General features: G+C 59.3%; 22 protein-coding genes, 4 tRNA genes and 1 riboswitch. Of the genes, 9 read left to right on the top strand and 17 right to left on the bottom strand.

From position 1 onward, the window contains the following. Window positions 1-21: 21 nt before the first annotated feature. From flgM to AB4N48_RS04745, 3 genes are all read left to right on the top strand, one after another. Window positions 22-348: a flagellar biosynthesis anti-sigma factor FlgM gene (gene flgM / locus AB4N48_RS04755; protein WP_016773609.1), complete on the top strand. Its 327-nt coding sequence runs from the start codon at window positions 22-24 to the stop codon at window positions 346-348. Window positions 349-396: 48 nt separating this feature from the next. Then, on the top strand, window positions 397-864 hold the full coding sequence (locus AB4N48_RS04750; protein WP_041479278.1) for a flagella synthesis protein FlgN: 468 nt from the start codon (window positions 397-399) through the stop codon (window positions 862-864). Between the two features lie 89 nt (window positions 865-953). Then, window positions 954-1,700, top strand: coding sequence for a flagellar brake protein (locus AB4N48_RS04745; protein ID WP_041479276.1), 747 nt, complete (start codon window positions 954-956; stop codon window positions 1,698-1,700). Between the two features lie 73 nt (window positions 1,701-1,773). On the opposite strand, the gene AB4N48_RS04740 is transcribed toward AB4N48_RS04745, so the two are convergent. The 4 genes from AB4N48_RS04740 to AB4N48_RS04725 all read right to left on the bottom strand — a co-directional run bounded on the left by AB4N48_RS04740 (window position 1,774) and on the right by AB4N48_RS04725 (window position 7,068). Then, on the bottom strand, window positions 1,774-3,156 hold the full coding sequence (locus AB4N48_RS04740) for an MFS transporter (protein WP_460094888.1): 1,383 nt from the start codon (window positions 3,154-3,156) through the stop codon (window positions 1,774-1,776). A gap of 69 nt (window positions 3,157-3,225) precedes the next feature. Continuing rightward, window positions 3,226-4,467 carry a glutamine synthetase family protein gene (locus AB4N48_RS04735; protein WP_191637002.1) on the bottom strand — a complete coding sequence of 414 codons (1,242 nt, stop codon included), beginning with the start codon at window positions 4,465-4,467 and terminating at the stop codon, window positions 3,226-3,228. A 307-nt stretch (window positions 4,468-4,774) separates the two neighbouring features. After that, window positions 4,775-5,467 (bottom strand): sensor histidine kinase, encoded by a 693-nt coding sequence (locus AB4N48_RS04730; RefSeq protein ID WP_076563863.1) that lies wholly within the window; start codon window positions 5,465-5,467, stop codon window positions 4,775-4,777. Continuing rightward, window positions 5,464-7,068: a tetratricopeptide repeat-containing response regulator gene (locus tag AB4N48_RS04725; RefSeq protein WP_016773603.1), complete on the bottom strand. Its 1,605-nt coding sequence runs from the start codon at window positions 7,066-7,068 to the stop codon at window positions 5,464-5,466. Before AB4N48_RS04725 ends, AB4N48_RS04730 begins: the two co-directional genes overlap by 4 nt. Before the next feature lie 217 nt (window positions 7,069-7,285). On the opposite strand from AB4N48_RS04725, the gene AB4N48_RS04720 reads away from it, so the two are divergent. Then, window positions 7,286-8,638: a lysozyme inhibitor LprI family protein gene (locus tag AB4N48_RS04720; protein WP_252876750.1), complete on the top strand. Its 1,353-nt coding sequence runs from the start codon at window positions 7,286-7,288 to the stop codon at window positions 8,636-8,638. A gap of 149 nt (window positions 8,639-8,787) precedes the next feature. Here the strand turns inward: AB4N48_RS04720 and AB4N48_RS04715 are convergent. After that, window positions 8,788-8,864: transfer RNA gene (locus AB4N48_RS04715), tRNA-Arg, on the bottom strand. 298 nt (window positions 8,865-9,162) lie between these two features. Here AB4N48_RS04715 and AB4N48_RS04710 point away from each other — a divergent pair. Then, window positions 9,163-9,396 (top strand): hypothetical protein, encoded by a 234-nt coding sequence (locus tag AB4N48_RS04710; protein ID WP_056788077.1) that lies wholly within the window; start codon window positions 9,163-9,165, stop codon window positions 9,394-9,396. Window positions 9,397-9,416: 20 nt separating this feature from the next. Beyond that, window positions 9,417-9,596: a PA3371 family protein gene (locus tag AB4N48_RS04705; protein ID WP_016773599.1), complete on the top strand. Its 180-nt coding sequence runs from the start codon at window positions 9,417-9,419 to the stop codon at window positions 9,594-9,596. Here AB4N48_RS04705 and phnN read toward each other — a convergent pair. Beyond that, the gene (phnN, locus tag AB4N48_RS04700; protein WP_150637557.1) at window positions 9,571-10,140 is read right to left on the bottom strand and encodes a phosphonate metabolism protein/1,5-bisphosphokinase (PRPP-forming) PhnN; all 570 of its coding nucleotides are present in this window, start codon (window positions 10,138-10,140) and stop codon (window positions 9,571-9,573) included. The genes AB4N48_RS04705 and phnN overlap by 26 nt on opposite strands. A gap of 388 nt (window positions 10,141-10,528) precedes the next feature. On the opposite strand from phnN, the gene AB4N48_RS04695 reads away from it, so the two are divergent. Beyond that, window positions 10,529-10,855, top strand: a complete 327-nt coding sequence (locus AB4N48_RS04695) for an Arc family DNA-binding protein (RefSeq protein WP_003178899.1) — start codon at window positions 10,529-10,531, stop codon at window positions 10,853-10,855. Window positions 10,856-11,111: 256 nt separating this feature from the next. Here AB4N48_RS04695 and mgtE read toward each other — a convergent pair whose 3' ends face one another. Next, window positions 11,112-12,554 carry a magnesium transporter gene (gene mgtE, locus AB4N48_RS04690; protein WP_016773597.1) on the bottom strand — a complete coding sequence of 481 codons (1,443 nt, stop codon included), beginning with the start codon at window positions 12,552-12,554 and terminating at the stop codon, window positions 11,112-11,114. 321 nt (window positions 12,555-12,875) lie between these two features. On the opposite strand from mgtE, the gene AB4N48_RS04685 reads away from it, so the two are divergent. Further along, window positions 12,876-13,388, top strand: coding sequence for a cell envelope protein SmpA (locus tag AB4N48_RS04685; RefSeq protein WP_095181529.1), 513 nt, complete (start codon window positions 12,876-12,878; stop codon window positions 13,386-13,388). Window positions 13,389-13,407: 19 nt separating this feature from the next. Here the strand turns inward: AB4N48_RS04685 and AB4N48_RS04680 are convergent. From AB4N48_RS04680 to ltaE, 7 genes are all read right to left on the bottom strand, one after another. Continuing rightward, window positions 13,408-13,484 (bottom strand) — tRNA-Arg (locus AB4N48_RS04680). A 72-nt stretch (window positions 13,485-13,556) separates the two neighbouring features. Beyond that, window positions 13,557-13,633 (bottom strand) — tRNA-Arg (locus AB4N48_RS04675). A gap of 107 nt (window positions 13,634-13,740) precedes the next feature. After that, a tRNA-Ser gene (locus tag AB4N48_RS04670) sits at window positions 13,741-13,831 on the bottom strand. Window positions 13,832-13,893: 62 nt separating this feature from the next. Further along, the gene (csrA, locus tag AB4N48_RS04665; protein ID WP_002554426.1) at window positions 13,894-14,082 is read right to left on the bottom strand and encodes a carbon storage regulator CsrA; all 189 of its coding nucleotides are present in this window, start codon (window positions 14,080-14,082) and stop codon (window positions 13,894-13,896) included. A gap of 187 nt (window positions 14,083-14,269) precedes the next feature. Then, window positions 14,270-15,511, bottom strand: a complete 1,242-nt coding sequence (locus tag AB4N48_RS04660) for an aspartate kinase (RefSeq protein ID WP_016773595.1) — start codon at window positions 15,509-15,511, stop codon at window positions 14,270-14,272. Window positions 15,512-15,601: 90 nt separating this feature from the next. After that, a complete protein-coding gene (gene alaS, locus AB4N48_RS04655; RefSeq protein WP_056788068.1) occupies window positions 15,602-18,217 on the bottom strand; it encodes an alanine--tRNA ligase in 2,616 nt (871 codons plus the stop codon). Between the two features lie 146 nt (window positions 18,218-18,363). Beyond that, a complete protein-coding gene (gene ltaE, locus AB4N48_RS04650; RefSeq protein WP_110646700.1) occupies window positions 18,364-19,368 on the bottom strand; it encodes a low-specificity L-threonine aldolase in 1,005 nt (334 codons plus the stop codon). Window positions 19,369-19,643: 275 nt separating this feature from the next. Continuing rightward, window positions 19,644-19,815: riboswitch (FMN riboswitch) on the top strand. Between the two features lie 103 nt (window positions 19,816-19,918). Between ltaE and AB4N48_RS04645 the strand changes: the two genes are divergently transcribed. Further along, window positions 19,919-20,428: a 6,7-dimethyl-8-ribityllumazine synthase gene (locus AB4N48_RS04645; RefSeq protein ID WP_460094884.1), complete on the top strand. Its 510-nt coding sequence runs from the start codon at window positions 19,919-19,921 to the stop codon at window positions 20,426-20,428. Window positions 20,429-20,554: 126 nt separating this feature from the next. On the opposite strand, the gene astE is transcribed toward AB4N48_RS04645, so the two are convergent. Genes astE through astB form a run of 3 tightly spaced genes read right to left on the bottom strand, consistent with a single transcriptional unit; the run spans window position 20,555 to window position 23,269 of the window. Further along, a complete protein-coding gene (gene astE, locus AB4N48_RS04640; RefSeq protein ID WP_095181526.1) occupies window positions 20,555-21,562 on the bottom strand; it encodes a succinylglutamate desuccinylase in 1,008 nt (335 codons plus the stop codon). A gap of 12 nt (window positions 21,563-21,574) precedes the next feature. Then, window positions 21,575-21,865, bottom strand: coding sequence for a hypothetical protein (locus AB4N48_RS04635; RefSeq protein ID WP_016773591.1), 291 nt, complete (start codon window positions 21,863-21,865; stop codon window positions 21,575-21,577). Between the two features lie 57 nt (window positions 21,866-21,922). Beyond that, window positions 21,923-23,269 carry an N-succinylarginine dihydrolase gene (gene astB, locus AB4N48_RS04630; protein ID WP_095181525.1) on the bottom strand — a complete coding sequence of 449 codons (1,347 nt, stop codon included), beginning with the start codon at window positions 23,267-23,269 and terminating at the stop codon, window positions 21,923-21,925. Window positions 23,270-23,363: the final 94 nt, after the last annotated feature.

The raw sequence follows: 23,363 nt of genomic DNA, 5'->3' as shown, positions 1-23,363 counted from the left end.
AATTCCCAGAGGTTTTTTATCATGGTTATCGATTTCAACCGATTGAACAGTTCCTCGTCACTAACCGGCAGCACACGTACCAGCAACGCCAAGGAAAGCGCTGAAAACAGCCCCTCCGCGCCGCTGAATACCCAGGCCGAACAGGCCAATGTCGCCAAAAGCGGGGAGTCGGTACACCTCAGCAATGAGGCTCAACAGTTGCAGAAGGTCACTGACAAGCTGCGCGATCAGCCTGCTGTCGACAAAGCCCGTGTGGCCGAGTTGAAAGCCGCGATTGCCGATGGCAGCTATAAAGTCGACAGCAACCGTGTAGCCAGCAAACTGCTCAACTTCGAAGCCCAGCGCTAGGCTTTTGCCGGCGCCAGGCTTTTGGACGCTTAAACCCCAAGGCCAGCCATGCACGACACTAACTTATTGCAACTGATCAACGACGACTTTGCTCCAGCGCAACAATTGCTGGAGTTATTGCAAACCGAATCCCTCGCTTTGCATGGTCGCGACATGCCGTTGCTGGAAGAAATTCTGGCGACCAAGCAAGCGTTGATCATTCTGCTCGAGCAGCATGGCCGCAAGCGCAGCGAAATCCTCGCCAGCCTCAACCTGCCGACCGATCGCACAGGCCTTGAGCAACTGGCCAGCCAGTCGAGCATTGGCGACCAGTTGCTGACCCAGGGCGATGCCCTGACCGCGCTGATCGCCCAGTGCCAGGCTGCCAACGTCAAGAATGGCCAGTCGATCCAGATCCAGCAGGCGACCACGGCCAATCAACTGAAGATCCTCACCGGCGGTGAGCCGCCAGCGCTTTACGACGCCAGCGGGACCTTTGCCAAACCGGTCAAGCCGCGAACGCTCAGCCAGGCATGAGCCATTCGCTGACCCTGCACTATCCACCTGCGCAACATGCTGGCAAAATACTGGCCAGTCGTCTTATTTTGTCTGGAGATTGAAGAACCGTGTCCAACACCCTAAGCGCGGATGATGCTCCGCAGCCTCCGAAGGTGCTCACCACGCCACTGGAAATCTCCAGCAACCTGCGCCAGCTGCAAGACAGCCACGATCCGCTGATCATCACCTTCCATGAACGCAGCCAGCGCTTTCAGAGCTACCTGATCAAGGTCGACCGCGAAACCGCGACGATCGCCCTGGACGAAATGATCCCGCGCGACGGCGAACGCTTCCTCCAGGCTGGCGAGCCGTTCAAGGTCGAAGGCTTTCATGACGGCGTGCGCATCGCCTGGGAATGCAACGGCACACTGAACATCGAAGAATCCGACGGCGACCGTTTCTACACCGGCGACCTGCCGAGCGAAGTGGTCTACCACCAGCGCCGCAACGCCTTCCGCGCTGCGTTGAAACTCACCGACCTGGTCAGCGTTGAACTGGGCGGCGAAAAGCTCAAGGTTCCTCTGCACGGCAAGCTGCTGGACATCTCCGCCACCGGCTGCAAATTCCGCTTCGAAGGCGACATCACTGATCGCCTGCAACTGGGCCAGGTCTACGATCGCCTGATCGCCCCGCCGCTGTTCGGCAATCAGCCAACATCGGTCGAGCTGCGCTACCTGCACTTCGAAGAAAAACTCAACATCACCTTCGCCGGTCTGCGCTTCCACAACATCAGTGGCCAGGCTGCGCGCAACGTCGAGCGTTTCGTTTACCAGTTGCAGCGTGAAGCACGGCGTTTCGACAAAGACGATCTCTGAGTCGCAGCGACCAATAAAAAGGGCAGTCCTGTGCGGGACTGCCCTTTTTTATGCGCCGATGTTTATGTGCGACTCAAGGCCGGCCACCACTGATATCCGGCGCAGGCTTGTCGTCATCGCCACTGTCCTGTTCGGTTTCAACGACTGCTTCCGGCTGCGCTTCGGGCTCAGGCTCAGGATTGACCGGCGCCGGATCCTGCACCATCTGCTCCTGCACCACCTGCTCATCGACACGCGGATCGAGCGCCGCCACCAGCGGCGAACTCGACATGCTGTCCGGCATTGCCACGTGATGCAGCGGTGCGTCGTCGACCTGATGCAGGTTGGTCACTGCTTTCGGACGAATCCGCCAGACCAGCACCAGCGCGAAGAAACTGAAGAACGCATACAGGCTCTGACTGCCGAGAAACTTCATCAGCACACCCGCGAGCAGCGGCCCGATGCTCGCGCCGACGCCATAGGTCACCAGCAACATCGCGGTCAGCGACACCCGGCGATCGCCTTCGACGTGGTCATTGGAGAACGCCACCGCCAGCGGATACAGGCAGAACTGCACCAGCGAACAGAAGAAGCCGACGACGAACAACACCTCCAGCGGCACCTGCGGCATGATCGCCAACGGCAACGCCGCCACCGCCAGAAACCCGGCAAAGCAGCGAATCAGCAATGCGCGGTCATAACGGTCGGACAACCAGCCCAACGGCCACTGCACCAGCAAGCCGGCAAAAATGCAGCTACCCATGAACAGACCGACCTGCTCGGTCGTCAGCCCCTGTTGCGAGGCGTACAGCGGCGCCAGACCGTAGAACGAACCGATGATCAAACCGGCGCCGAGCACCGTGCTCAGCGATTGCGGCACACGTTTGATAAAGAAGCGCGGCTCCATCGGCGCGGGGTGCAGAGGCGCCGGGTGAATCCGTCGAGTCAGCGTCACGGGCACCAGGCACAGGGCAAAGCACAGCGCCACCAGCATCAGCAGTTCCAGCCCGAGGCCGGGATGCATGACCAGAATCAGCTGGCCCAGCACCAGGCCCAGATAAGAGGCGATCATGTAACCGCTGAACACCAGGCCACGCTGATTGGCATCGGCCTGCTCGTTGAGCCAGCTCTCGATGACCATGTACTGACACATCATGCCCAGACCGACGATCGTCCGCAGCACCAGCCACGCCGGCAGCCAGTCCACCAGACCATGACCGAGCACCGCCGCGCCGACGATCCCCGCACACGCCGAGTAGGCACGGATATGCCCGACCCGGGCGATCAGGAGATGGCCGATCTTGCCGCCCAGCACCAGACCGAAATAGTTGGCCGCCATCAGCGCACCGACCCACAGCCCGTCGACATTGTCGGCGGCCAGACGCAAAGCCAGATAAGTAGAAAGAAGGCCTGAGCCGATCAACATCATCAGCGAGGCGAAATACAGCGCTCGAAAGGATTTCCAGATTTGGCGCATCGGCGTTCCGAGCGGCTCCTTGCAGTAAATACCGGGCGGTCAGAACGACAGCCCGGCAGCAGCGATACGTCAGGCCTGGGCGGCCAGCACACGGCGCTCCCAGGGAGTGATTTCATCAAAGAAGCTGGTCAACTCCATGGTCTTCGAAGCGATGTAGCCTTCGATGAACTCCGACCCGAACAGTTCCCTCGCCAACTGGCTACGTTTCAGACGCTCAAGCGCGGCGTGCAAGGTACACGGCAAGGCCAGATTATCCGGCACGGCGAATTCGCCCTGGATCGCTGCGCTCGGCTCCAGCTCCTGTTCGATGCCGTGCAAACCCGCGGCCAGACTGGCGGCGATCGCCAGATACGGATTGGCGTCGGCGCCCGGCAAGCGGTTTTCGACCCGACGTGCGGCCGGCGAGCTGGCGGGAATACGCAAGCCGGCGGCGCGATTGTCATGGGACCAGCAGGCATTGTTCGGCGACGCGTACGGATGACACAGGCGCTGATAGGAATTCACATTGGGCGCAAACAGTGCGGTGAAATCGGCGAGGCCTGCCTGTTGCCCGCCGATGAAGTGGCGGAACATCGACGTCGGCTCGCCGTTCGAGTCAGTGAAGACATTCTTGCCGCTGCCGATCTCAACGATGCTCTGGTGAATATGCATCGAACTGCCCGGCGTGTGCGCCAGCGGTTTGGCCATGCACACCACGCTCAGGCCATGCTTGAGCGCGACCTCCTTGAGCAGGTGCTTGAACAGGAACGTCTGATCGGCCAGCAGCAGCGGGTCGCCGTGCAGCAGATTGATCTCGAACTGGCTGACGCCCATTTCATGCATGAAGGTGTCGCGCGGCAGGCCGAGGGCGGCCATGCATTTATACACTTCGCTGAAGAACGGCCGCAGGCCGTTGTTGGAACTGACGCTGAAGGCCGACTGGCCATCCTCGCGGCGGCCGTCGAGGCCCACCGGCGGACGGAACGGCTGAGTCGGATCGGTGTTCGGTGCGAAGACAAAAAATTCCAGTTCGGTCGCCACCACCGGCGCCAGACCGTGCGCGGCGTAACGGGCGATGACCGCTTTGAGCTGGCCACGGGTCGAGAGACTTGAGCTCCCCCCGCTCAGTTCGTCGGCGTCGCAAATCGCCATGGCACGCGGCTCGTCGCTCCAGGGCAAACGGTGAATCTGCGCAGGATCGGCGACCAGCGCCAGATCGCCGTCATCGCTGCCATAGAACCGCGCCGGCGGATAGCCGCCCATGATGCATTGCAGCAGCACACCCCGCGCCAACTGCAAACGCCGCCCTTCGAGGAAACCCTCGGCGGTCATCACCTTGCCCCGTGGCACACCGTTCAGATCCGGGGTGACACATTCAATCTCATCAATGCCGGTCAATCGCTGCGCGAGTGAACCCTGGCCATCGGTTGTCATGACGCAATCCTTGTTGTTGTGCGAGCCGCGAACGGCGACCCGGACAAAATAGGCTGCGGCTGTTCGGAATATCAAGCAGCGCCCACAAAAATCCCGATCTTGTGCAGGAGCCGTAGGAGCTGACGAGTACAACGAGGCTGCGATCTTTTGATCTTGCTTTTTAAAATCAAAAGATAGCAGCCTTCGGCAGCTCCAACACCAGACCTCAGGGCAAGTAGAGGCTGAACACCCCACCGCCCAACGGCCCGCCATTGCTGATTTCGGTGCGCCCTTCCACGCCGTTGCGCTGATGCAGCGCCGCGATGCGATTGGCGAAATACAGACCGAGGCCAGTGCTGCCGCTGCTGTGATTGATGCCCTGCACATAATCGGCCTGACGCTCGAGCATCTCTGCTGGATAGCCGTCGCCGTCGTCGTTGATGCTCAGCACCAATTGCCCGGCTTCGTCGCTGACGGTGATCAGCAGCGACTCGCGGGCGTAACGGATCGCATTGTTGATGCAGTTGCCGAGCACCGAGGCGATCAGCTCGCGATCGAAGAAACCCAGCGGGCTCAACGGGTCGACTTCATAAGTGGCGATGATGCCGCGACTGGCAAACACTTCCTGATGCGCGGCCAGTTGCGCCTCGATGAAATCGTCGAGTTCGTGATACGCCGGCTGCAGCGGCAACTGATTCACGCCAAGTTTGTACAGCCCCAGCAACTGCACGAGCATGCCGTTGAGGTGGGCGAACTCGAAGTCGATCACGCCCTGCTCCGAGCCGTCGCGCAGCTCTTTCGGCAGACGCGCCAGCCATTGGCTGTGCGCCTGCATCAGCATGGCCAGAGAGTTCTTCATGTCGTGAACGGTGGAGGCAATCACCGTAGAAAAATCCAGCGCCGGATCTATTGAGTTCATTCGCCAAACGCCTTGCTTTTCAGCTTCTGATAACGCGCAAACCGCGCGTCGGTGTCGGGCATCAGGCCCACCAGTTTCAGGCAGGCCCGACATTCTTCCAGCTCCGCCGACGGCACACTGGTGTCGGTGCCGTGCAGCAGCGACTGGGCCAGGTTCAGCGCAATACTGATGTTTTTCGGTTGCAGCTTGAGCGCCTTGCGGAACACTTCGCGGGCCTCGACCAGATTGCCGGTCTTGTACACCCGCACGCCCTGACGGTTGAGATCGGCCGCAGCGTTGCTCGAACTGAGAATCGTCGGATCGTCGGTGAGCTTGGCGATGTCTTTCATCACCGCCGGGTCATCACCGTAGATCTCCGCGCAACTCTTGAGCATCGAAGTGCCCGCCTCGGCCTGACCGAGCATCTGCAACTGCTTGGCCACCAGCAACGCCGCCTCGGGACTCATGAATTGCTCCATGCCATCGAGGCGCATCAGCGCCTGTTCGGTGAGCTTGTCGGCGGTTTCGGCGTCGTTGAGCAACAGGCTGGTGGCTTTCATCAAACGCGCGCGAATCTGCAGACCGGGGTCGCTCGGGTTTTCTTTGGCCACAGCGCTGAGGGTGGTGTTGATCTCCAGTCGCGTACGCGTGTCGAGCCCGCGATCGCTACCCTTGCTGATCAGCGCGTGCGCCAGGCCGAGATTGCTTTCCGGGTCCTTGAAACGCGACTGCGCGCCCTGCGCCACGGCCTGACGATAAGCGCGCGAGGCGGTTTCGAAATCTTCGTTGGCCATCGCCAGTTTGCCCAGCAGAGCCTGACGGCGCACCGCCAGCGGCGACAGACGGATCGCTTCTTCCAGCACTCGCTGCGCGCCTTTGCTGTCGCCTTCGGCCACCAGCACATCGGCCATGCCGTCATACAGCGCCGGCATCATCGGAAAGACTTTCAAGGCTTTTTCATAAACTTCTTTGGCCTGCGAGACCTGCCCGCGCTTGAACAATAATTTGCCCAATCCAGCGAAGGCCCACGGCAACGGCCGGTCGGCAATGATGCCGTCGTAGAGTCGCTCCAGCGCTTCGTTCTGATTCATGTCGCGCAGCGCATCGGCGCGGTAACGCAGGCACAGCGGCGAATAGCGGATGTCCTGCTTGCACAAGGCAATACAGGCATTGAGCACCTCGACCGGCTTACCGCGATCAAGGGCCTGAAGAATCGGTTTGAGCAAAGTCTTGCGTTGCTCCAGACGCTCAAGGCGCTGGGCCAGCCCGGAACGGTTGAACGGCTTGGTCAGGTACGCATCCGGCTCGTGCTCCAGCGCGCTGAGCACCATCGCCTGACTGGTCTCAGCGGTGACCATGACGAAAACGGCTTCGTGACTGATGAGCTTTTCCGACATCAGGTCTTCGAGCACCTGCTGGCCGTTCTTCTTGCCGTCGCCGAGGTGGAAGTCCTGAAGAATGAAATCGTAGGACTTCTGCGAACACATCTTCAGCGCCTGCTCGCCAGTGTCGGCAGTATCGACATCCTTGACGCCGAGCTCACGCAACATCGAACGCACGGAACTGCGGAAATCGGAAAAATCATCGACGATCAGAAAGCTTTTTTGGTGATACGACGACATCGAAGATTTCCAGGCAATTGAAGAAAACGAACCGAGGCGATTTCAGGCGCGCAGATGATAGCTGGAGGCCATGCGCCATCAAGCGATTTCGCGCGAGCCTGAACTCACCGTTCGGGTTATCGGCCAAAAGTGCCGGGGCCTGAGGGTGGAGCTTCAAGAATGTTGCCTGGAGTATTACTCTGCGCGCCTGCTCAAGGATTTGCATAAGGACTGAATCGTGTACATCAAGGGACACTACATCCTGTCAGCGTGTTTGCTTGTCTTTATCCAGCAAGCGACAGCGGCGGCGATGGATTGCAAAAAAGCGGCGAACGACGTGGAAAACATGATTTGCGCGAATAAATCGCTGTATGAGCTAGACGCGCAGATGGGCACGCTGTATCGCCAACTGATGACAACTGCCACAGCGACGCAACCTGAGCTCAAGCGCACCCAGCGCGCCTGGCTAAAAACCCGCAATGCCTGCGCAGTCGATGTCGCTTGCCTGGATGGCAGCTACCGCCAGCGCCTGCAAGCATTGCAGGCACAGTGGACGCAAGCCGCAATGTGGCAGCCGGACGCCGTGGATGTTCAGGCGATGAACGATCTGCAGGAAAGCATTCGTGCCGAGAGCAAAAACCACCCGGAATTTGCCCTGGAACATGCCTTGGCCGCACGGGCTTTCGAGTCTTCGCAGACATCGTTCGCGGGCGATCCAGTCGACAGCTACGGCGAGCAAACCAGCTTCCCCAAGTCGCGTCCCAAAGGCGTGAGCGAGGACGAATGGAAAGCATTGAACGCCTCAAGCATCGACGGCGCCGCCGAGACCGGACGGTCTTCCTACGCACTGCTGGATCTGGACAATGATGGCCAGCGCGACCTTATCGTCGACACATACGCAGGCGGCACCGGCTTGTTCACCTACGTGGAAACCTGGCGCCGCACGGGCGAGCGGTTCGTCAAAAGATCGGTCGAGCCGGAAAGCTCGCTGTTCTACACCAACGACCGTGGCGCCAATCAGGCAATCAGCTGGATCAAGCTTCACGACAGAATCTATGCCGCCTACCGAAACGGCGCCTACGGTGTCGACAACCTGTATCTGCTCAATCCGCTGAAGGTCAACCGTCAGGTGCCGACGGTGTCCGTGCGTTACAGTTACGCCCTGCAGGTGCCCACGACTCAACATAAAGAGGATGGCACCAGCACCTACGAGCTTGACGCGGAACTGCACGGGGCACTCGAACACGCCATCACCCAGGCAATGAAAGTCGCATCGGAATCAACCGCTAACGCGCCCCTTTGCCCTATTCCTCCCACGGGTGCCGGAGACGACGATTACTACAGCTACGGTCCAGGGCACTACACCATCGAAAAGATCGCTGATTTGCCGGTAATGATCGGCGGCGAATGCTACATCGGAGCGCTGATTGACTGGTTCGGCAGTTACAGCGAAAAGACGGGGTTATTCGCTCAACTGGCCGTGCGCAAGCCGGGCGTCGAGGCGAGCGGGACTACTTACGAAGTCCACGGCCGTCGGCATGTCACCGACGTCAGCAGCACTCTCGGCAAAGTCGAACTGAACGGCGACTGATCGTCAGTCAGCACCGGCGCAAATGCCCCGATGCAACGGCAGAGGTGGGACCCCGGAGTTTGTAACAGTGCAAAACGCCTGTTCGTCGACCAAACCAAAAAGCCCCGTCGCAATGGATAAATGCGACGGGGCTTTTCGTTTTCAAGAAGTGGTGTCCCAGGCGGGGTTCGAACCTGCAACCTTCCCCTTAGGAGGGGGATGCTCTATCCAATTGAGCTACTGAGACACTGATTGAAGCGCGCTGTACGCGGGGCGACAGACGGCGTGCATGTTAACGGCCGGCCCCTGTTTTGTCATGTCGTCCGTAGGGCTTTTTAAGTGTAGGCAGGCGCCGTGCAAGATTGCGGGAACTTTTACCGGGCAATTTGCACTACGCGAAAAAGCGGTCATTGCAGTTTGCAATCAGTGCCGCCCGAAAAACCTTACCAAACCCTTGTTTTTAAAGGACTTATCAGCCGTTACACTGTTGGCACGGCGACTGCTATGGCTGTTCTATCAAAAAGAACAATTTGGAGCGTCGTGCCATGAACAGCACCCTCTTGCTTGCAAACGCAGCGGCATTGGCCTTCTTGCTCGGATCGCATTTTTTTCCCAAGGCGGACATCGAGCAGCCAGTGGCGCAGCGCATGCCGCATTACTTGCAGGTGCAGAAAGCGCCGCAGTGGGCGGTGCTGAGTGATCGCAGCGATGCCTCTACGCAAATGGTCAGCGAGCCTGAGCTAGCCTCGGCGCCGACCACCGAACGTCTGGTTTTTTGAAATATCTTCAGGAGTACAACATGTCCAAATCAGCGACGGGATTTCTGATCCTCGCTTTACTGAGTGGCGTTACCCATCTGGCGCTGTTCGAGGAGACGGAAGTCACCTTGCCTCTGGTTGGCTGTGGCGTGTTTGCGGTGCTGTTTGTGCTGGCGCTGATTGCAGGGCGCAAGATCAAGTTTGATCCGGTTCTGCGTTGAGCCGGATCAGCTCAAGTAATGCAGAGACAGCTTCAGCAAGATCAACAGAATTTTCGATCTGATGAACGGGGCTGTCGCTGGATCTGCGGTCTTTGAACAGTGCGTTGCGCGCGAGTCTTGCGTCGATTTGCTCAGGGGTCTCCCGACCACGGCTGAGCAAGCGCTTGCGCAGGACCTCATCGTTGACTGTCAGCAGAATCGGCACCAGGGTTGGATATTTCTCCATTGCTTGACGCAGGTTCGCTCTCGACCCGTTAACCAATACGTGCCGGCCCGCTTGCAACCATTCATCCATTTCCCTTGGAATGCCGTAAGAGAGGCCGTTGGCTTGCCAGGCTAAGGAAAAAGCGCCAGCGTGCTGTCGCCGGTCGAACTCTTCAGGCGTCACGCCGATTGCATCTTCGCCGACTGACTCCGCCGATCGGGTAATCACCCGGCGCATCACTTCACAGTTCAACTCACGCAGTGGCTCACGCGCTGCTTCGATCAGGCTGTCCTTGCCCGAACCGGACGGCCCCATCAGGTAAAAAAGCTTGCCATCCATCCCGAAAACGCCCTCCGACGGGTCCTGCCTCTAGTAAATCGGCAAATTGCCACTATCCTGTACACATAGGGATCAAGAATAGCGAGCCGCATAGCATGCACGTTCTAAGGTCTTCGGACATCAACAGATGTGCATGCGAAAGCGGGCAGCGATACGGAAGGATGGAAAGTTTTCCAACCAGTCCGCATTTCTGACAACTGGTGCTGGCATTACGCCTTTACCCGGCTCAATATTTGTCACAGAATTGACGCCAATGATCTGGCAATTTTGAGGCATGATGCCGGCCTCTTAACAATTCAGGTTGAACCAATTGGTCCGGATGCTTGTCCTACCACACATCCTGCGGCCAATCCCGAGAACCGCTCCCCTGAACTAACCGGTTAAATATATGCGCCCATTGAAACAGGCAATTTATTCCAGCCGTACGGCTGACAAGTTTGTCGTACGTCTGCCAGACGGAATGCGTGAACGCATTGCCGAGGTGGCTCGCAATCATCATCGCAGCATGAACTCCGAAATCATTGCGCGCCTTGAGCAGAGTCTTATTCAGGAAGGCGCACTGGGCGAAGAGCTGAGCATGCGCCTGGACAGCCCGGAGCTGTCGCTGCACGAGCGCGAGCTGTTGCAGCGCTTCCGTCAGCTGTCGCACCGTCAGCAGAACGCCCTGGTGTCGCTGATCGCCCACGACGCTGAAATGGCCGCAGACGCGTCCTGAGTTATACCGAACATATTGAAGCCAGCATGATTGCTGGCTTTTTTTTGCCCGCGATATGACAGATGGCCGCTTGGCAATGGAGTGTGGCGAGGGGATTTATCCCCGCTGGGCTGCATGGCAGCCCCAAAAACAATGGGACTGCTGCGCAGTCCAGCGGGGATAAATCCCCTCGCCACCGTTACTTGTACTTGCGCCCGTATTTGTTTGGCAGGCACAAAAAAGCCCGTCGATTTGACGGGCTTTTCATTGCACAAGGTCAGAGCAGGAAGATTGTCGCCAACCCGAGGAAGATGAAGAAGCCACCGCTGTCGGTCATTGCGGTGATCATCACACTGGCACCCATCGCCGGATCGCGGCCCATCTTCGCCAGCGTCATCGGAATCAACACCCCCATCAACGCCGCCAGCAACAGGTTGAGTGTCATCGCCGCCGTCATTACCACGCCGAGTGACCAACTGCCGTAGAGCATGTACGCGACCACACCGATCACCCCGCCCCAGACCAGACCATTGATCAAACCGACCGCCAGCTCTTTGCGCATCAAGCGCGAAGTGTTGCCGGTGCTGACCTGATCCAGCGCCATGGCGCGCACGATCATGGTGATGGTCTGGTTACCGGAGTTGCCACCGATACCCGCCACGATCGGCATGAGCGCCGCCAGTGCCACCAATTTCTCGATCGAACCTTCGAACAGACCGATCACCCGCGATGCCACAAATGCAGTGATCAGGTTCACCGCCAGCCACGCCCAACGGTTACGCAGGGATTTCCACACGGAGGCGAAGATATCTTCCTCTTCGCGCAGACCGGCCATGTTGAGGACTTCGCTTTCGCTTTCCTCACGGATCAGGTCGACCATTTCGTCGATGGTCAGACGGCCGATCAGTTTGCCGTTCTTATCGACCACCGGCGCCGAGATCAAGTCGTAACGCTCGAATGCCTGAGCGGCGTCGTAGGCGTCTTCGTCCGGATGGAAACTGACCGGATCGCTGGCCATTACTTCGGCCACCTGCTTCTCCGGATCGTTGACCAGCAGACGCTTGATCGGCAGCACGCCCTTGAGCACGCCGTCGTAATCAACCACGAACAGTTTATCGGTATGACCGGGAAGCTCTTTGAGGCGACGCAGATAGCGCAGAACCACTTCAAGGCTGACGTCCTCACGGATCGTCACCATCTCGAAGTCCATCAGCGCACCGACCTGATCCTCGTCATAGGACAGCGCCGAGCGCACGCGTTCGCGCTGCTGGTTATCCAGACTCTCCATCAGCTCATGGACAACGTCTCGCGGCAGCTCGGAGGCCAGGTCAGCGAGTTCGTCGGCGTCCATGTCCTTGGCGGCAGCCAGGAGCTCGTGATCGTCCATGTCGGCGATCAGCGTTTCACGGACGGAATCGGATACTTCGAGAAGAATGTCGCCGTCGCGGTCGGCCTTGACCAGTTGCCAGAGCGTCAGACGATCGTCCAGCGGCAAGGCTTCGAGAATGTAGGCGACGTCGGCGGAGTGCAGATCATCGAGCTTGCGTTGCAGCTCGACGAGGTTTTGCCGGTGAACCAGGTTTTCCACGCGGTCGTGGTGCGGACCTTCCTGGCGATGAGTCAGGTCTTCAACGACACGCTGGCGCTGCAGCAACTCGACGACCTGAGCCAGGCGGTCCTGCAGGCTTTCCTGTGTTTTCTTTACTTCGATTTCGGACATAGGCGAACTCCACTCCCAGCAGCGGGGCACGCCGGAAGGATCAATCAGTCAATTCATGATTGGTGAAACGGTTTACTGAACAACTACTGGGTAAGTCCATGGAGGTTTTCCATAAGCCCCGGCGGGGCTGACGGGCGCAATGATACACGCCTGACGGTTTAAAACGTTGAAAAAATCACGGCTGAAACAAGCGCTTGCGAAACAAACCTGAGCGCCTGCCTGACCCGTGCAAATGCGACGACTCATCTTGAAAAGAAAACACACCGGCAATGCAAAAAGCAGCGACTACCCTTGAGCTTAGATCGTCACGGAGGACATCGAATGCCAGCAAAACCAGCGCTTTTTCTACTGACCGCCCTGCTCCACATCACGCCTGCCAACGCCACCACACTTCATCGCTGCCAGGCTGCTGACGGCAGCGTCACGTTTACGTCGATGAGCTGCGCAACTGGCGAGCAACTCTCAACTCAGGAGGTCCACCCGTATTCACCCGGCTGGGTCGCAATCATGCCGGAGTTCAATCACGAAGCTGTGACCGGCATGAAAGACAGCGGACGCGAACCGGGCATCGTCGGCGGCACTGAACATAAATGTGGAAACCTGATCGACAACAGACAGCGGCGCGAAGCGATCATCAACCGCCGAGTGATTGCCGGCATGAGTCAGCGGGACGTCGAAAGCGCACTGGGCAAGCCCGACAAGATCAACACCCGCACATCGACCACGAGCTATCGTTACGACCTCAAGCGAGGCCGCAGTGCTCAAATTGATTTTGATGAAAGAGGCTGCGTGAAGGGAAAAGCCAAATCCCGGACAGCAAAAAGCCCGCGTTAAACGCGGGCTTCTTGGTATATGGTGCACTCGACAGGATTCGAACCTGTGACCGCTCGGTTCGTAGCCGAGTACTCTATCCAGCTGAGCTACGAGTGCATTTTGTGTTTTTAGACCAGACCACAACTGGCTGAAGCCGAGTTACTCACCTTACAGCAAATAACTCTTAAATGGTGCACTCGACAGGATTCGAACCTGTGACCGCTCGGTTCGTAGCCGAGTACTCTATCCAGCTGAGCTACGAGTGCATTTGTTGCCGCGCATTATAGGCCGTCTAATCTCTATGTCAAACACTTTTTCTAGTAATTTCAACAACTTACAGAAGAAGCCAGATTACGACGTACTAAGCAAATAATGGCGGAGAACGGGGGATTCGAACCCCCGACACCCTTTTGAGGTGTACTCCCTTAGCAGGGGAGCGCCTTCGGCCACTCGGCCAGCTCTCCGCAACACGGGGCGTATATTAACCAGCTTCTTCCCCGTTTGCAAACATAAAAATCGATAAAAATTAATGGCTTGGTTCTTCGTCCTTCTCTTTCTTTATACGCAGGTAAATTTCCTCACGGTGCACCGCAACCTCTTTCGGAGCGTTGACGCCGATACGCACCTGGTTTCCTTTGACGCCGAGCACGGTCACGGTGATTTCGCCGTCACCGATAATCAGGCTTTCCGCGCACCGACGAGTCAGAATCAGCATACCTTTCTCCTTACGCCATTCATTTCAGGGACAACAGTCTGCAAAAAAAAGGCACCCGACCTACAACCGCAGCGATCGTAGCCCTACATGCCTGAGTATTGACCAGCGCGAGCAAAAGAACAGTTCCGGGGCTCGCGCCATTCAAAAATAAAGGGCGCGGTCAGACCGCGCCCTTCACAGAATCGGATTACTCGCCCTGACGGGCCGGAGCATCCAGTTCGAAAGCCGTGTGCAGCGCGCGCACGGCCAGTTCCAGGTACTTCTCTTCGATCACTACGGAAACCTTGATTTCCGAAGTCGAGATCATCTGGATGTTGATGCTTTCTTTTGCCAGGGATTCGAACATGCGGCTGGCCACGCCTGCGTGAGAACGCATGCCGACGCCGACGATCGAGACCTTGGCGATCTTGGTGTCGCCAACTACTTCACGGGCACCGATTTCGCGAGCGGTGTTTTCCAGCACGGTCTGTGCAGCCTGGTAGTCGTTGCGGTGCACGGTGAAGGTGAAGTCGGTGGTGTTATCGTGCGCGACGTTCTGCACGATCATGTCGACTTCGATGTTCGCGGCACTGATCGGGCCGAGAATCTTGAACGCCACGCCCGGGGTGTCTGGCACGCCACGGATGGTCAGCTTGGCTTCATCGCGGTTGAAAGCGATGCCGGAAATGATCGGCTGTTCCATGGTTTCCTCTTCATCAATAGTAATGAGGGTGCCCGGACCCTCCTTGAAGCTGTGCAGTACGCGCAGCGGAACGTTGTACTTGCCGGCGAATTCCACCGCACGGATCTGCAGGACCTTGGAACCGAGGCTGGCCATTTCCAGCATCTCTTCGAAGGTGATCTTGTCCAGACGCTGAGCGACCGGCACCACACGCGGGTCGGTGGTGTAGACACCGTCGACGTCGGTGTAGATCTGGCATTCATCCGCCTTCAAGGCCGCCGCCAGTGCCACGCCCGTGGTATCGGAACCGCCGCGACCGAGAGTGGTGATGTTGCCGTGCTCGTCGACACCCTGGAAACCGGCGACAACCACCACGCGACCAGCCTTCAGATCACCGCGAATCTTCTGGTCATCAATCTGCAAGATACGCGCTTTATTGTGCGCACTGTCGGTCAGGATCCGTACCTGGTTACCGGTGTACGACACCGCCGGCACACCGCGCTTGATCAGCGCCATGGCCAACAGGGCAATCGTCACCTGCTCACCGGTGGAGACGATCACGTCCAGCTCGCGCGGAACCGGTTGCGCCTCGCCACTGATTTGCTTGGCCAGATCGATCAGACGGTTGGTTTCGCCGCTCATTGCAGACAGCACAACCACCAGGTCATCGCCGGCATCGCGGAATTTCTTAACCTTGTCGGCGACCTGCTCGATTCTCTCGACAGTGCCGACCGAGGTGCCTCCAAATTTCTGTACGATCAAAGCCATTTCAAAGCCGCCTCTGCCCATGAAGGGCGCCCAATAATCTTTCGAACAGTCGCCAGGCCCGCCACTAGACTGCGGGCCTGGCGAGCCGTCTTATAAAGCCTGCTCGACGAATGGAACGGTCAGCGCCAGTGCGCCATCCAGCGCAGCGGCATCGACACCGCCGCCCTGCGCCATGTCCGGACGACCACCGCCCTTCCCGCCCACTGCCGCAGCAGCCTGTTTCATCAAATCACCGGCTTTGAGTTGGCCAGTCAGGTCCTTGGTTACGCCTGCAACCAGTACGACCTTTTCCTCATGGACACCGCCGAGCAGGATCACTGCGCGGCCGAGTTTGTTTTTCAGCTGATCGACCAGCGCCAGCAGCGCCTTGCCATCCTGACCGTCCAGACGGGCGGCCAGCACCTTCACATCCTTGACGTCCACCGCCGAGGCCGACAGATCGTCGCCCGCCGCGCTGGCTGCCTTGGCCTGCAACTGCTCGAGTTGTTTCTCCAGCAGACGGTTGCGCTCCAGTACCGCCGAGAGCTTGTCGATCAGGTTGTCGCGGCTGCCCTTGACCAGGCTGGCCGCTTCCTTGAGTTGTTCTTCCGCCGCGTTCAAGTAGGCCAGCGCCGCAGCGCCAGTGACTGCCTCGATACGACGCACGCCCGATGCCACACCGCCTTCGCTGATGATTTTCAGCAGGCCGATGTCGCCGGTACGGTTGGCGTGGATACCGCCGCACAGTTCGACCGAGAAGTCGCCCATGCTCAGCACGCGCACGCTGTCGCCATACTTCTCGCCGAACAGCGCCATGGCGCCTTTGTTCTTCGCGGTTTCGATGTCGGTTTCTTCGGTTTCAACGGCGGAGTTCTTGCGAATCTCGGCGTTGACGATGTCTTCCAGCTGCTTGATCTGCTCTGGTTTGATTGCTTCAAAGTGGCTGAAGTCGAAACGCAGACGCTGACTGTCGACCAGCGAACCTTTCTGCTGTACGTGCTCACCGAGCACCTGACGCAGCGCGGCGTGCAGCAAGTGCGTAGCCGAGTGGTTCAGCGCGGTGGCGTGACGCACTTCGGCGTCGACGTGGGTTTCCACCGGCGCGCCGATGGTCAGGCTGCCCGAGGCCAGCACACCGTGGTGCAGGAATGCGCCGCCGGTCTTGGTGGTATCGCGCACGTCAAAACGGCTGCTGCCGGCCTGAATGAAACCGCAGTCGCCGATCTGGCCACCGGATTCGGCGTAGAACGGCGTCTGGTTGAGCACGATCACGCCTTCCTGACCTTCGCTCAGCACGTCGACCGACTGGCCATCCTTATAGATGGCAACGATTTTCGCCGAGCCGCTGGTGGCGGCATAGCCGGTGAACTCGGTGGCCACGTCGACCTTGACCAGGGTGTTGTAGTCCAGACCGAACGAGCTGGCCGAACGCGCGCGCACACGCTGCGCTTCCATCTCGCGCTCGAAGCCGGCTTCGTCGACGGTCAGGCCGCGTTCGCGAGCGATGTCGGCGGTCAGGTCCATCGGGAAGCCGTAGGTGTCGTAGAGTTTGAACACCACGTCGCCTGGCACCACGGTGCCTTTGAGTTCGGCCAGATCCTGCTCGAGGATTTTCAGGCCGTGTTCCAGGGTCTTGGAGAATTGCTCTTCTTCAGCCTTGAGCACGCGCTCGATGTTGCTCTGTTGCTTCTTCAGTTCCGGGAAGGCCTCGCCCATTTCGGCAACCAGTGCGGCAACAATTTTGTAGAAGAAGCTGCCGGTGGCGCCCAGCTTGTTACCGTGACGGCAGGCCCGACGGATGATCCGGCGCAGCACATAACCGCGACCTTCGTTGGACGGCAGCACGCCGTCGGCGATCAGGAAACCGCAGGAACGGATGTGGTCGGAAACGACTTTGAGCGACGACTGATCGCCGTTTTCGCAGCCGATCGCTTCAGCCGAAGCCTTGAGCAGGTTCTTGAACAGGTCGATGTCGTAGTTGGAGTTGACGTGCTGCATCACCGCACTGATCCGCTCCAGGCCCATGCCGGTGTCCACCGACGGCGCTGGCAACGGATGCAACACACCGTCGGCGGTGCGGTTGAACTGCATGAACACGTTGTTCCAGATTTCGATGTAGCGATCGCCATCTTCTTCCGGCGAGCCCGGCGGGCCGCCCCAGATGTGCTCGCCGTGATCGTAGAAAATCTCGGTGCACGGGCCGCACGGGCCGGTATCGCCCATGGTCCAGAAGTTGTCGGAAGCGTACGGCGCACCCTTGTTGTCGCCGATGCGGATCATGCGCTCGGCCGGCACACCGATTTTCTGTGTCCAGATGTCATACGCTTCGTCGTCGGTAGCGTAGACGGTGACCCAGAGCTTTTCCTTCGGCAGCTTGAGCACGCCAGTCAGGAAGGTCCAGGCGAAGGTGATCGCGTCGTGCTTGAAGTAGTCGCCGAAGCTGAAGTTACCGAGCATTTCGAAGAACGTGTGGTGACGCGCGGTATAACCGACGTTTTCCAGGTCACTGTTCTTGCCGCCGGCGCGCACGCATTTCTGGCTGCTGGTGGCACGGGTGTACGCACGTTTTTCCTGGCCCAGGAAGCAGTCCTTGAACTGGTTCATCCCCGCGTTGGTGAACAGCAGGGTTGGGTCGTTGCCCGGAATCAAAGAGCTGGAGGCTACACGGGTGTGGCCTTGCTCTTCGAAGAAGCGAAGGAAGGCTTCACGGATTTCTGCGCTTTTCATTAGGTTCTTCCACGGAGGCTGCGGCCAAAGGCCTGTTCGAAACGTCATGAGACGAAGCGACGGCAAAGGGCCGCATTATATCGGCCCTGCGCGCGGGGTACAGCGTGTTTATACGATAGAAACGGTCAATTGGACGGCTGACGCTGTCACTTGCGTGAAAACTCGACGAATGTCGCGATCACTTGCTCGATTTGCGCGCGGCTGACGTCCATGTGCGTGACCATGCGCAAGCGCGCAGCGGCGCTGAGCCTGATCCCGCGTTCGCCGGCAAAATCCTTGAGTGCTGCGGCCCTGTCGCCCATTTGCACATAAACCATGTTGGTTTGCACGGGCTCGACGACGAAACCGGCCTCACGCAGCCCCTCGGCGAGCAACTGCGCGTTGGCATGGTCATCCGCGAGCCGTTCGACGTGATGATCCAGCGCGTACAAGCCAGCCGCCGCGAGCAACCCGGCCTGACGCATGCCGCCACCGACCATTTTGCGCAAACGCCGCGCCTTGCCGATCAGTTGCTCGGAACCGCACAGCACCGAACCGACCGGTGCGCCGAGGCCTTTGGAGAGGCACACCGACACCGAATCGAAATGCTGGGTGATCTCCCGGGCATCGACGCCAAGCTTGACCGCCGCGTTGTACAGCCGCGCGCCGTCCAGGTGCAATTGCAGGCCGTGTTCCTGAGTAAAGCGTCGCGCGCGCGCCAGATATTCCAGCGGCAGCACTTTGCCCTGCATTGTGTTTTCCAGCGCCAGCAAACGCGTGCGGGCGAAATGGAAATCGTCCGGTTTGATCGCGGCGGCGACCTGATCCAGATCCAGTGAACCGTCGGCCTGCACCTCCAGCGGCTGCGGCTGAATCGAGCCGAGCACCGCCGCCCCGCCACCTTCGTACTTATAGGTGTGCGCCTGCTGACCGACGATGTATTCGTCGCCACGCTCGCAGTGCGCCATCAGGCCGAGCAGGTTGCTCATGGTCCCGGTCGGCACGAACAGCGCGGCGGCAAAGCCCAGACGCTTGGCCAGTTCGGCCTCGAGGCGATTGACCGTCGGATCTTCGCCGTACACATCGTCGCCGGTGTCCGCTGCGGTCATCGCGTCGAGCATGGCGGGAGTCGGTTGGGTGACGGTGTCGCTGCGAAGATCGATAACGCTCATGAACCTGGCCTCTGGTCAGATGGGAAATCCCTTTGTGAAGTGGGATTACTGCGGTCATCGCACAGATTAATCAACCCTAGAACGAGGAAAAATCCCATTCTTCCTCGAGAAGACAAAGCCCATGTGGGAGCGAGCCTGAACGCGAAAGCGGAGTAACAGTCAGCATATTCGTTGAATGTGAAGCCGCTTTCGCGAGCGGGCTCGCTCTCGCAGTGTCATGTGCATGGCCGGGAAATATGTGTTACAAACTTGCCGCCGCCCGCCTATGGGCGGCGAAACGTTCTCAGGGCGGGGTGCAATTCCCCACCGGCGGTAATTGCGCGCAATGCGCATAGCCCGCGAGCGCTTGGCGCTGCACACGACTTGAGTCGGGTGCGTCGGCAAGGTCAGCAGACCCGGTGTGATTCCGGGGCCGACGGTCATAGTCCGGATGAAGAGAGAACGGGATCGACGCCAAAGGGCCGTCCGCGTGCATCCGTGCCTGCGTTCGCACCCTTGCATCCCTTTCGATTCATAACGCCCTGTTTTTCACACAAACAGGAGTCAGAACATGCAACCCACCGCTATCGACAGCAAAAGCAAACACCCCCAGGGCGAGCGCGTCGCGTTCATCCAGGCCTGCTGGCACAAGGAAATCGTCGACCAGAGCCGTAAAGGCTTCGTCGCTGAAATGCTGGTGCAGGGTTATCAGGAAGCGGACATCGACTTTTTTGAAGTCGGCGGCGCCTTTGAAATGCCGCTGCACGCAAAGCTGCTGGCCAAATCTGGCCGTTACGCCGGCATCGTCGCCGCCGCCCTGGTGGTGGACGGCGGCATTTACCGTCACGAGTTCGTCGCGCAATCGGTGGTCACCGGCCTGATGCAGGTGCAGTTGGAAACCGAAGTGCCGGTGTTCTCGGTGTCGCTCACCCCGCACCACTTCCATTCGGGCGAAGAGCATCAGAAGTTCTTCTTCGAGCACTTTGTGCACAAGGGTCAGGAAGCGGCGCGGACTTGCGCGGATACGTTGCAGAAGATTCGCGCGTTGCGTCGCACGGAGCCGCGCGCGGTAGCAGTCTGATTCTCACATGATCGTTCCCACGCTCTGCGTGGGAATGCCTCAATGGATGCTCTGCGTCCGCTGTTGGGACGCGGAGCGTCCCGGGCTGCATTCCCACGCGGAGCGTGGGAACGATCACAACCTGGGTCAGGCGAGGTTTTCGTCGGTGGTCGGGACGATCAGAATGCCGGCGCGCAGGCCGTTCTTGACCTTGGGGTTGGGGAAGATGATCCGCGCGCCCTGCTCTTCGATCACCCAGCGGGTATTGGCCAGATCCTCGGCCAACACATAACCCGGCTCCAGCTCGGAAAAGTTCTCGATATCCGCCGGCAGATTCAGGCGGAACGCATCGCTGTGCTTGATGATTTCCCGCGCCACGCTGAACAGCTGCAAGCCATCCAGCCCTTCTTCTGTCTCCGGCTCAGCGCCTTCGATGATCTGCTTCAGGCGGGTTTCCAGCAGTGAAACGTTAACGCCGTCGTTCTGCCCGAACGGCCGCGCCTTGCCCAGTTCCAGGGTGAAAGCCTCGGCGTCGAGTTTGTCGTAGGTGTACGAACTGAACACGATGGATGGTTTGTTCTGCAACAGCACTGCTTCCATGCCGGCGGCGCGCAGGCGCGCCAGTTCGCGACGGGAATGCTGGCGCCCTTCCTTCCACGGGTACAAGGCGAACTGTTCGATCTTCGACCCACGAATCGCGGTGTGCAGGTCGTAGTGCAGACGCTGGCGCTCGGGCTTGCTGAAGAAACTCGCCGCCAGCCGTTCCAGCTCACAGGCGCGCAACGCTTCCGAGCCGCTGCTTTGTTCGTGGCGACCGTTGAACAGTCGATTGACGTCCTGCTCGACGAAACGCTCGCCCTTGCGAATCGCTTCCGGGTTGCCGAACAGGAACAGAATGCGTGCGCGCGGCTTGAGATCGCCGCGTGCGATGTCGTGCAGCAGCCGATCGAGCAACTCGATCGGTGCCGTTTCATTGCCATGGATGCCTGCCGACAGCAGCAGGTCCAGGCCATTGTCGCGCGCTTCCGGGGGCCGCACTTCCAGCGCCCCTTCGCTCAACCAGCGCATGCGCACGCCTTCGACAGTCAGTTGAGTCTTCTCCGCCGGTTCGCGGCCGGCGAGGGTCAGTTCAAGCAGTTTGCCGAGGGCGAGCATTGAGCGGTTTCCTTAGTGGTCGTGGTTGCAATCCGGGCCGTGTACGTGATCCTCGTCAGCGCCGAGGTCAGCCGGTTCCATTTCCAGTTGCAGACTTACCAGATTAGTCGCCAATGGGCGCAGCAGCAGGTTGGCGTACTCTTCGTCACCTTCCTCGACGTCCACGCCGATCAGCAGCTGGCCACGGCCGTCCTGCTGGATCCACAGCTCTTTGCCTTGCCACATGACCGCAACGCGGGTGCACGAGGTTTGCAATTGCGTGCCGTCGGTGTCTTCAAGGATCAGCTGCAGGGAATCGCTCATGTTTTTACTCTCTTGGGGTGACACGCCGCGCGCCACGTTCAGGCAGCGCGCTGGCGATCAATTGATCTGGAAGGGATAAACCGCGCCCAGTTTAAGGATTTGCGTCAGTTCATCCAGTGCCGTCCGGCATTCAAGCAACAATTGCGGGTCCGCCAGATCGGTTTCGCTCAGGCGGTCGCGGTAGTGCTTTTCAACCCATGCGGTCAACGAACCGTACAACGGGGCCGTCATGATAACGCCTGGGTTGACCGCCGCCAGTTCGGTTTCATTCAGCGCCACGCGCAGACGCAGGCACGCCGGGCCACCGCCGTTCTGCATGCTTTGCTTGAGATCGAAGACTTTAACTTCGCGGATCATTCCGCCGGAGCTGGTCAGGCTTTGCAGATAAGCCCAGACGCGTTCGTTGGCCTGGCATTCCTGCGGCACGATCAGCAGCATCGAACCGTCAGGACGCGAGAGCAACTGGCTGTTGAACAGGTAGGAACGCACCGCGTCATCCACGGTGACTGCCGAACGCGGCACGCAAACGGACTGGAAGTTACCACCGACCTTGGCCAGTTTGCCTTGCAGTTCGGCGAGCATCTTGTCGGTCTCGAGGAACGCGTCCTCGTGATAGAACAGCACTTCACCGTTGCCCACAGCGATCACGTCGTTGTGGAACACGCCCTGATCGATGACGTTGGGATTCTGTTGCGCGTAGACCACGCCTTCGTCACGCAGACCGTGCAGACGCGCGACGGCTTGCGAGGCTTCGAGGGTCTGGCGTGCAGGGTATTTCTGCGGCGCCGGGAAACGGTTGTCGAACGCACTGCGGCCGAACACGAAAAACTCGACGCCCGCCTCGCCGTACTCACGGCAGAAACGCGTGTGGTTGGCCGCGCCTTCGTCGCCAAACTGCGCCACTGCCGGCAAAGCGGCGTGATGGGCGAAGTGCTGTTGATTGGCGAACATCGCGCCGAGCACGCGGCTGGTGGTCGGGTGTTCGATGCTGCGGTGATATTTGCAATTGAGGTTGGCGGCGGTGAAGTGCACGCGGCCGTCAGCGGTGTCGGCACTCGGGCTGACCGTGGCGGCGTTGGCCACCCACATGCTCGACGCCGAGCAACTGGCGACCAGCAGCGGCATCGCTTCCTTGGCGGCGCGCTCGATCACCTGCGCGTCAGTGCCACTGAAGCCCAGACGACGCAGCGCCGCCACGTCGGGACGCTCCTGCGGAGCCAGCACGCCTTGCTGAAAGCCCATGTCCATCAGCGCTTTCATTTTTGCCAGACCTTGCAGCGCCGCTTCCTTCGGGTTCGAGGATTGCTGACTGTTGCTCTGCGAGGCGACGTTGCCGTAGGACAGACCACCGTAGTTATGGGTCGGCCCCACTAGACCGTCAAAATTGACTTCATAGGATTTCATCAGCGAGGCTCCACGAGAATCTGTTGTTATAGGCTTCAGTAACTATTCTTTAAGACCGCAGTGCGGCCTTCGCGAGCAGGCTCGCTCCCACAGG

The organism is Pseudomonas sp. S2_C11 (genome assembly GCF_054668395.1).
This window is presented reverse-complemented; position numbering and strand designations above follow the sequence as displayed.

Coding starts and splice junctions, on each gene's coding strand:
- AB4N48_RS04750 (WP_041479278.1), top strand. CDS start 397: ATGCACGACACTAACTTATTGCAACTGATCAACGACGACTTTGCTCCA.
- csrA (WP_002554426.1), bottom strand. CDS start 14,082: ATGCTGATTCTGACTCGTCGGTGCGCGGAAAGCCTGATTATCGGTGAC.
- AB4N48_RS04740 (WP_460094888.1), bottom strand. CDS start 3,156: ATGCGCCAAATCTGGAAATCCTTTCGAGCGCTGTATTTCGCCTCGCTG.
- AB4N48_RS04710 (WP_056788077.1), top strand. CDS start 9,163: ATGAACAGCACCCTCTTGCTTGCAAACGCAGCGGCATTGGCCTTCTTG.
- flgM (WP_016773609.1), top strand. CDS start 22: ATGGTTATCGATTTCAACCGATTGAACAGTTCCTCGTCACTAACCGGC.
- AB4N48_RS04685 (WP_095181529.1), top strand. CDS start 12,876: ATGCCAGCAAAACCAGCGCTTTTTCTACTGACCGCCCTGCTCCACATC.
- phnN (WP_150637557.1), bottom strand. CDS start 10,140: ATGGATGGCAAGCTTTTTTACCTGATGGGGCCGTCCGGTTCGGGCAAG.
- AB4N48_RS04725 (WP_016773603.1), bottom strand. CDS start 7,068: ATGTCGTCGTATCACCAAAAAAGCTTTCTGATCGTCGATGATTTTTCC.
- AB4N48_RS04635 (WP_016773591.1), bottom strand. CDS start 21,865: ATGAGCGATTCCCTGCAGCTGATCCTTGAAGACACCGACGGCACGCAA.
- AB4N48_RS04735 (WP_191637002.1), bottom strand. CDS start 4,467: ATGACCGCCGAGGGTTTCCTCGAAGGGCGGCGTTTGCAGTTGGCGCGG.
- alaS (WP_056788068.1), bottom strand. CDS start 18,217: ATGAAAAGCGCAGAAATCCGTGAAGCCTTCCTTCGCTTCTTCGAAGAG.
- AB4N48_RS04660 (WP_016773595.1), bottom strand. CDS start 15,511: ATGGCTTTGATCGTACAGAAATTTGGAGGCACCTCGGTCGGCACTGTC.
- AB4N48_RS04645 (WP_460094884.1), top strand. CDS start 19,919: ATGCAACCCACCGCTATCGACAGCAAAAGCAAACACCCCCAGGGCGAG.
- AB4N48_RS04695 (WP_003178899.1), top strand. CDS start 10,529: ATGCGCCCATTGAAACAGGCAATTTATTCCAGCCGTACGGCTGACAAG.
- astE (WP_095181526.1), bottom strand. CDS start 21,562: ATGCTCGCCCTCGGCAAACTGCTTGAACTGACCCTCGCCGGCCGCGAA.
- AB4N48_RS04730 (WP_076563863.1), bottom strand. CDS start 5,467: ATGAACTCAATAGATCCGGCGCTGGATTTTTCTACGGTGATTGCCTCC.
- ltaE (WP_110646700.1), bottom strand. CDS start 19,368: ATGAGCGTTATCGATCTTCGCAGCGACACCGTCACCCAACCGACTCCC.
- AB4N48_RS04705 (WP_016773599.1), top strand. CDS start 9,417: ATGTCCAAATCAGCGACGGGATTTCTGATCCTCGCTTTACTGAGTGGC.
- astB (WP_095181525.1), bottom strand. CDS start 23,269: ATGAAATCCTATGAAGTCAATTTTGACGGTCTAGTGGGGCCGACCCAT.
- mgtE (WP_016773597.1), bottom strand. CDS start 12,554: ATGTCCGAAATCGAAGTAAAGAAAACACAGGAAAGCCTGCAGGACCGC.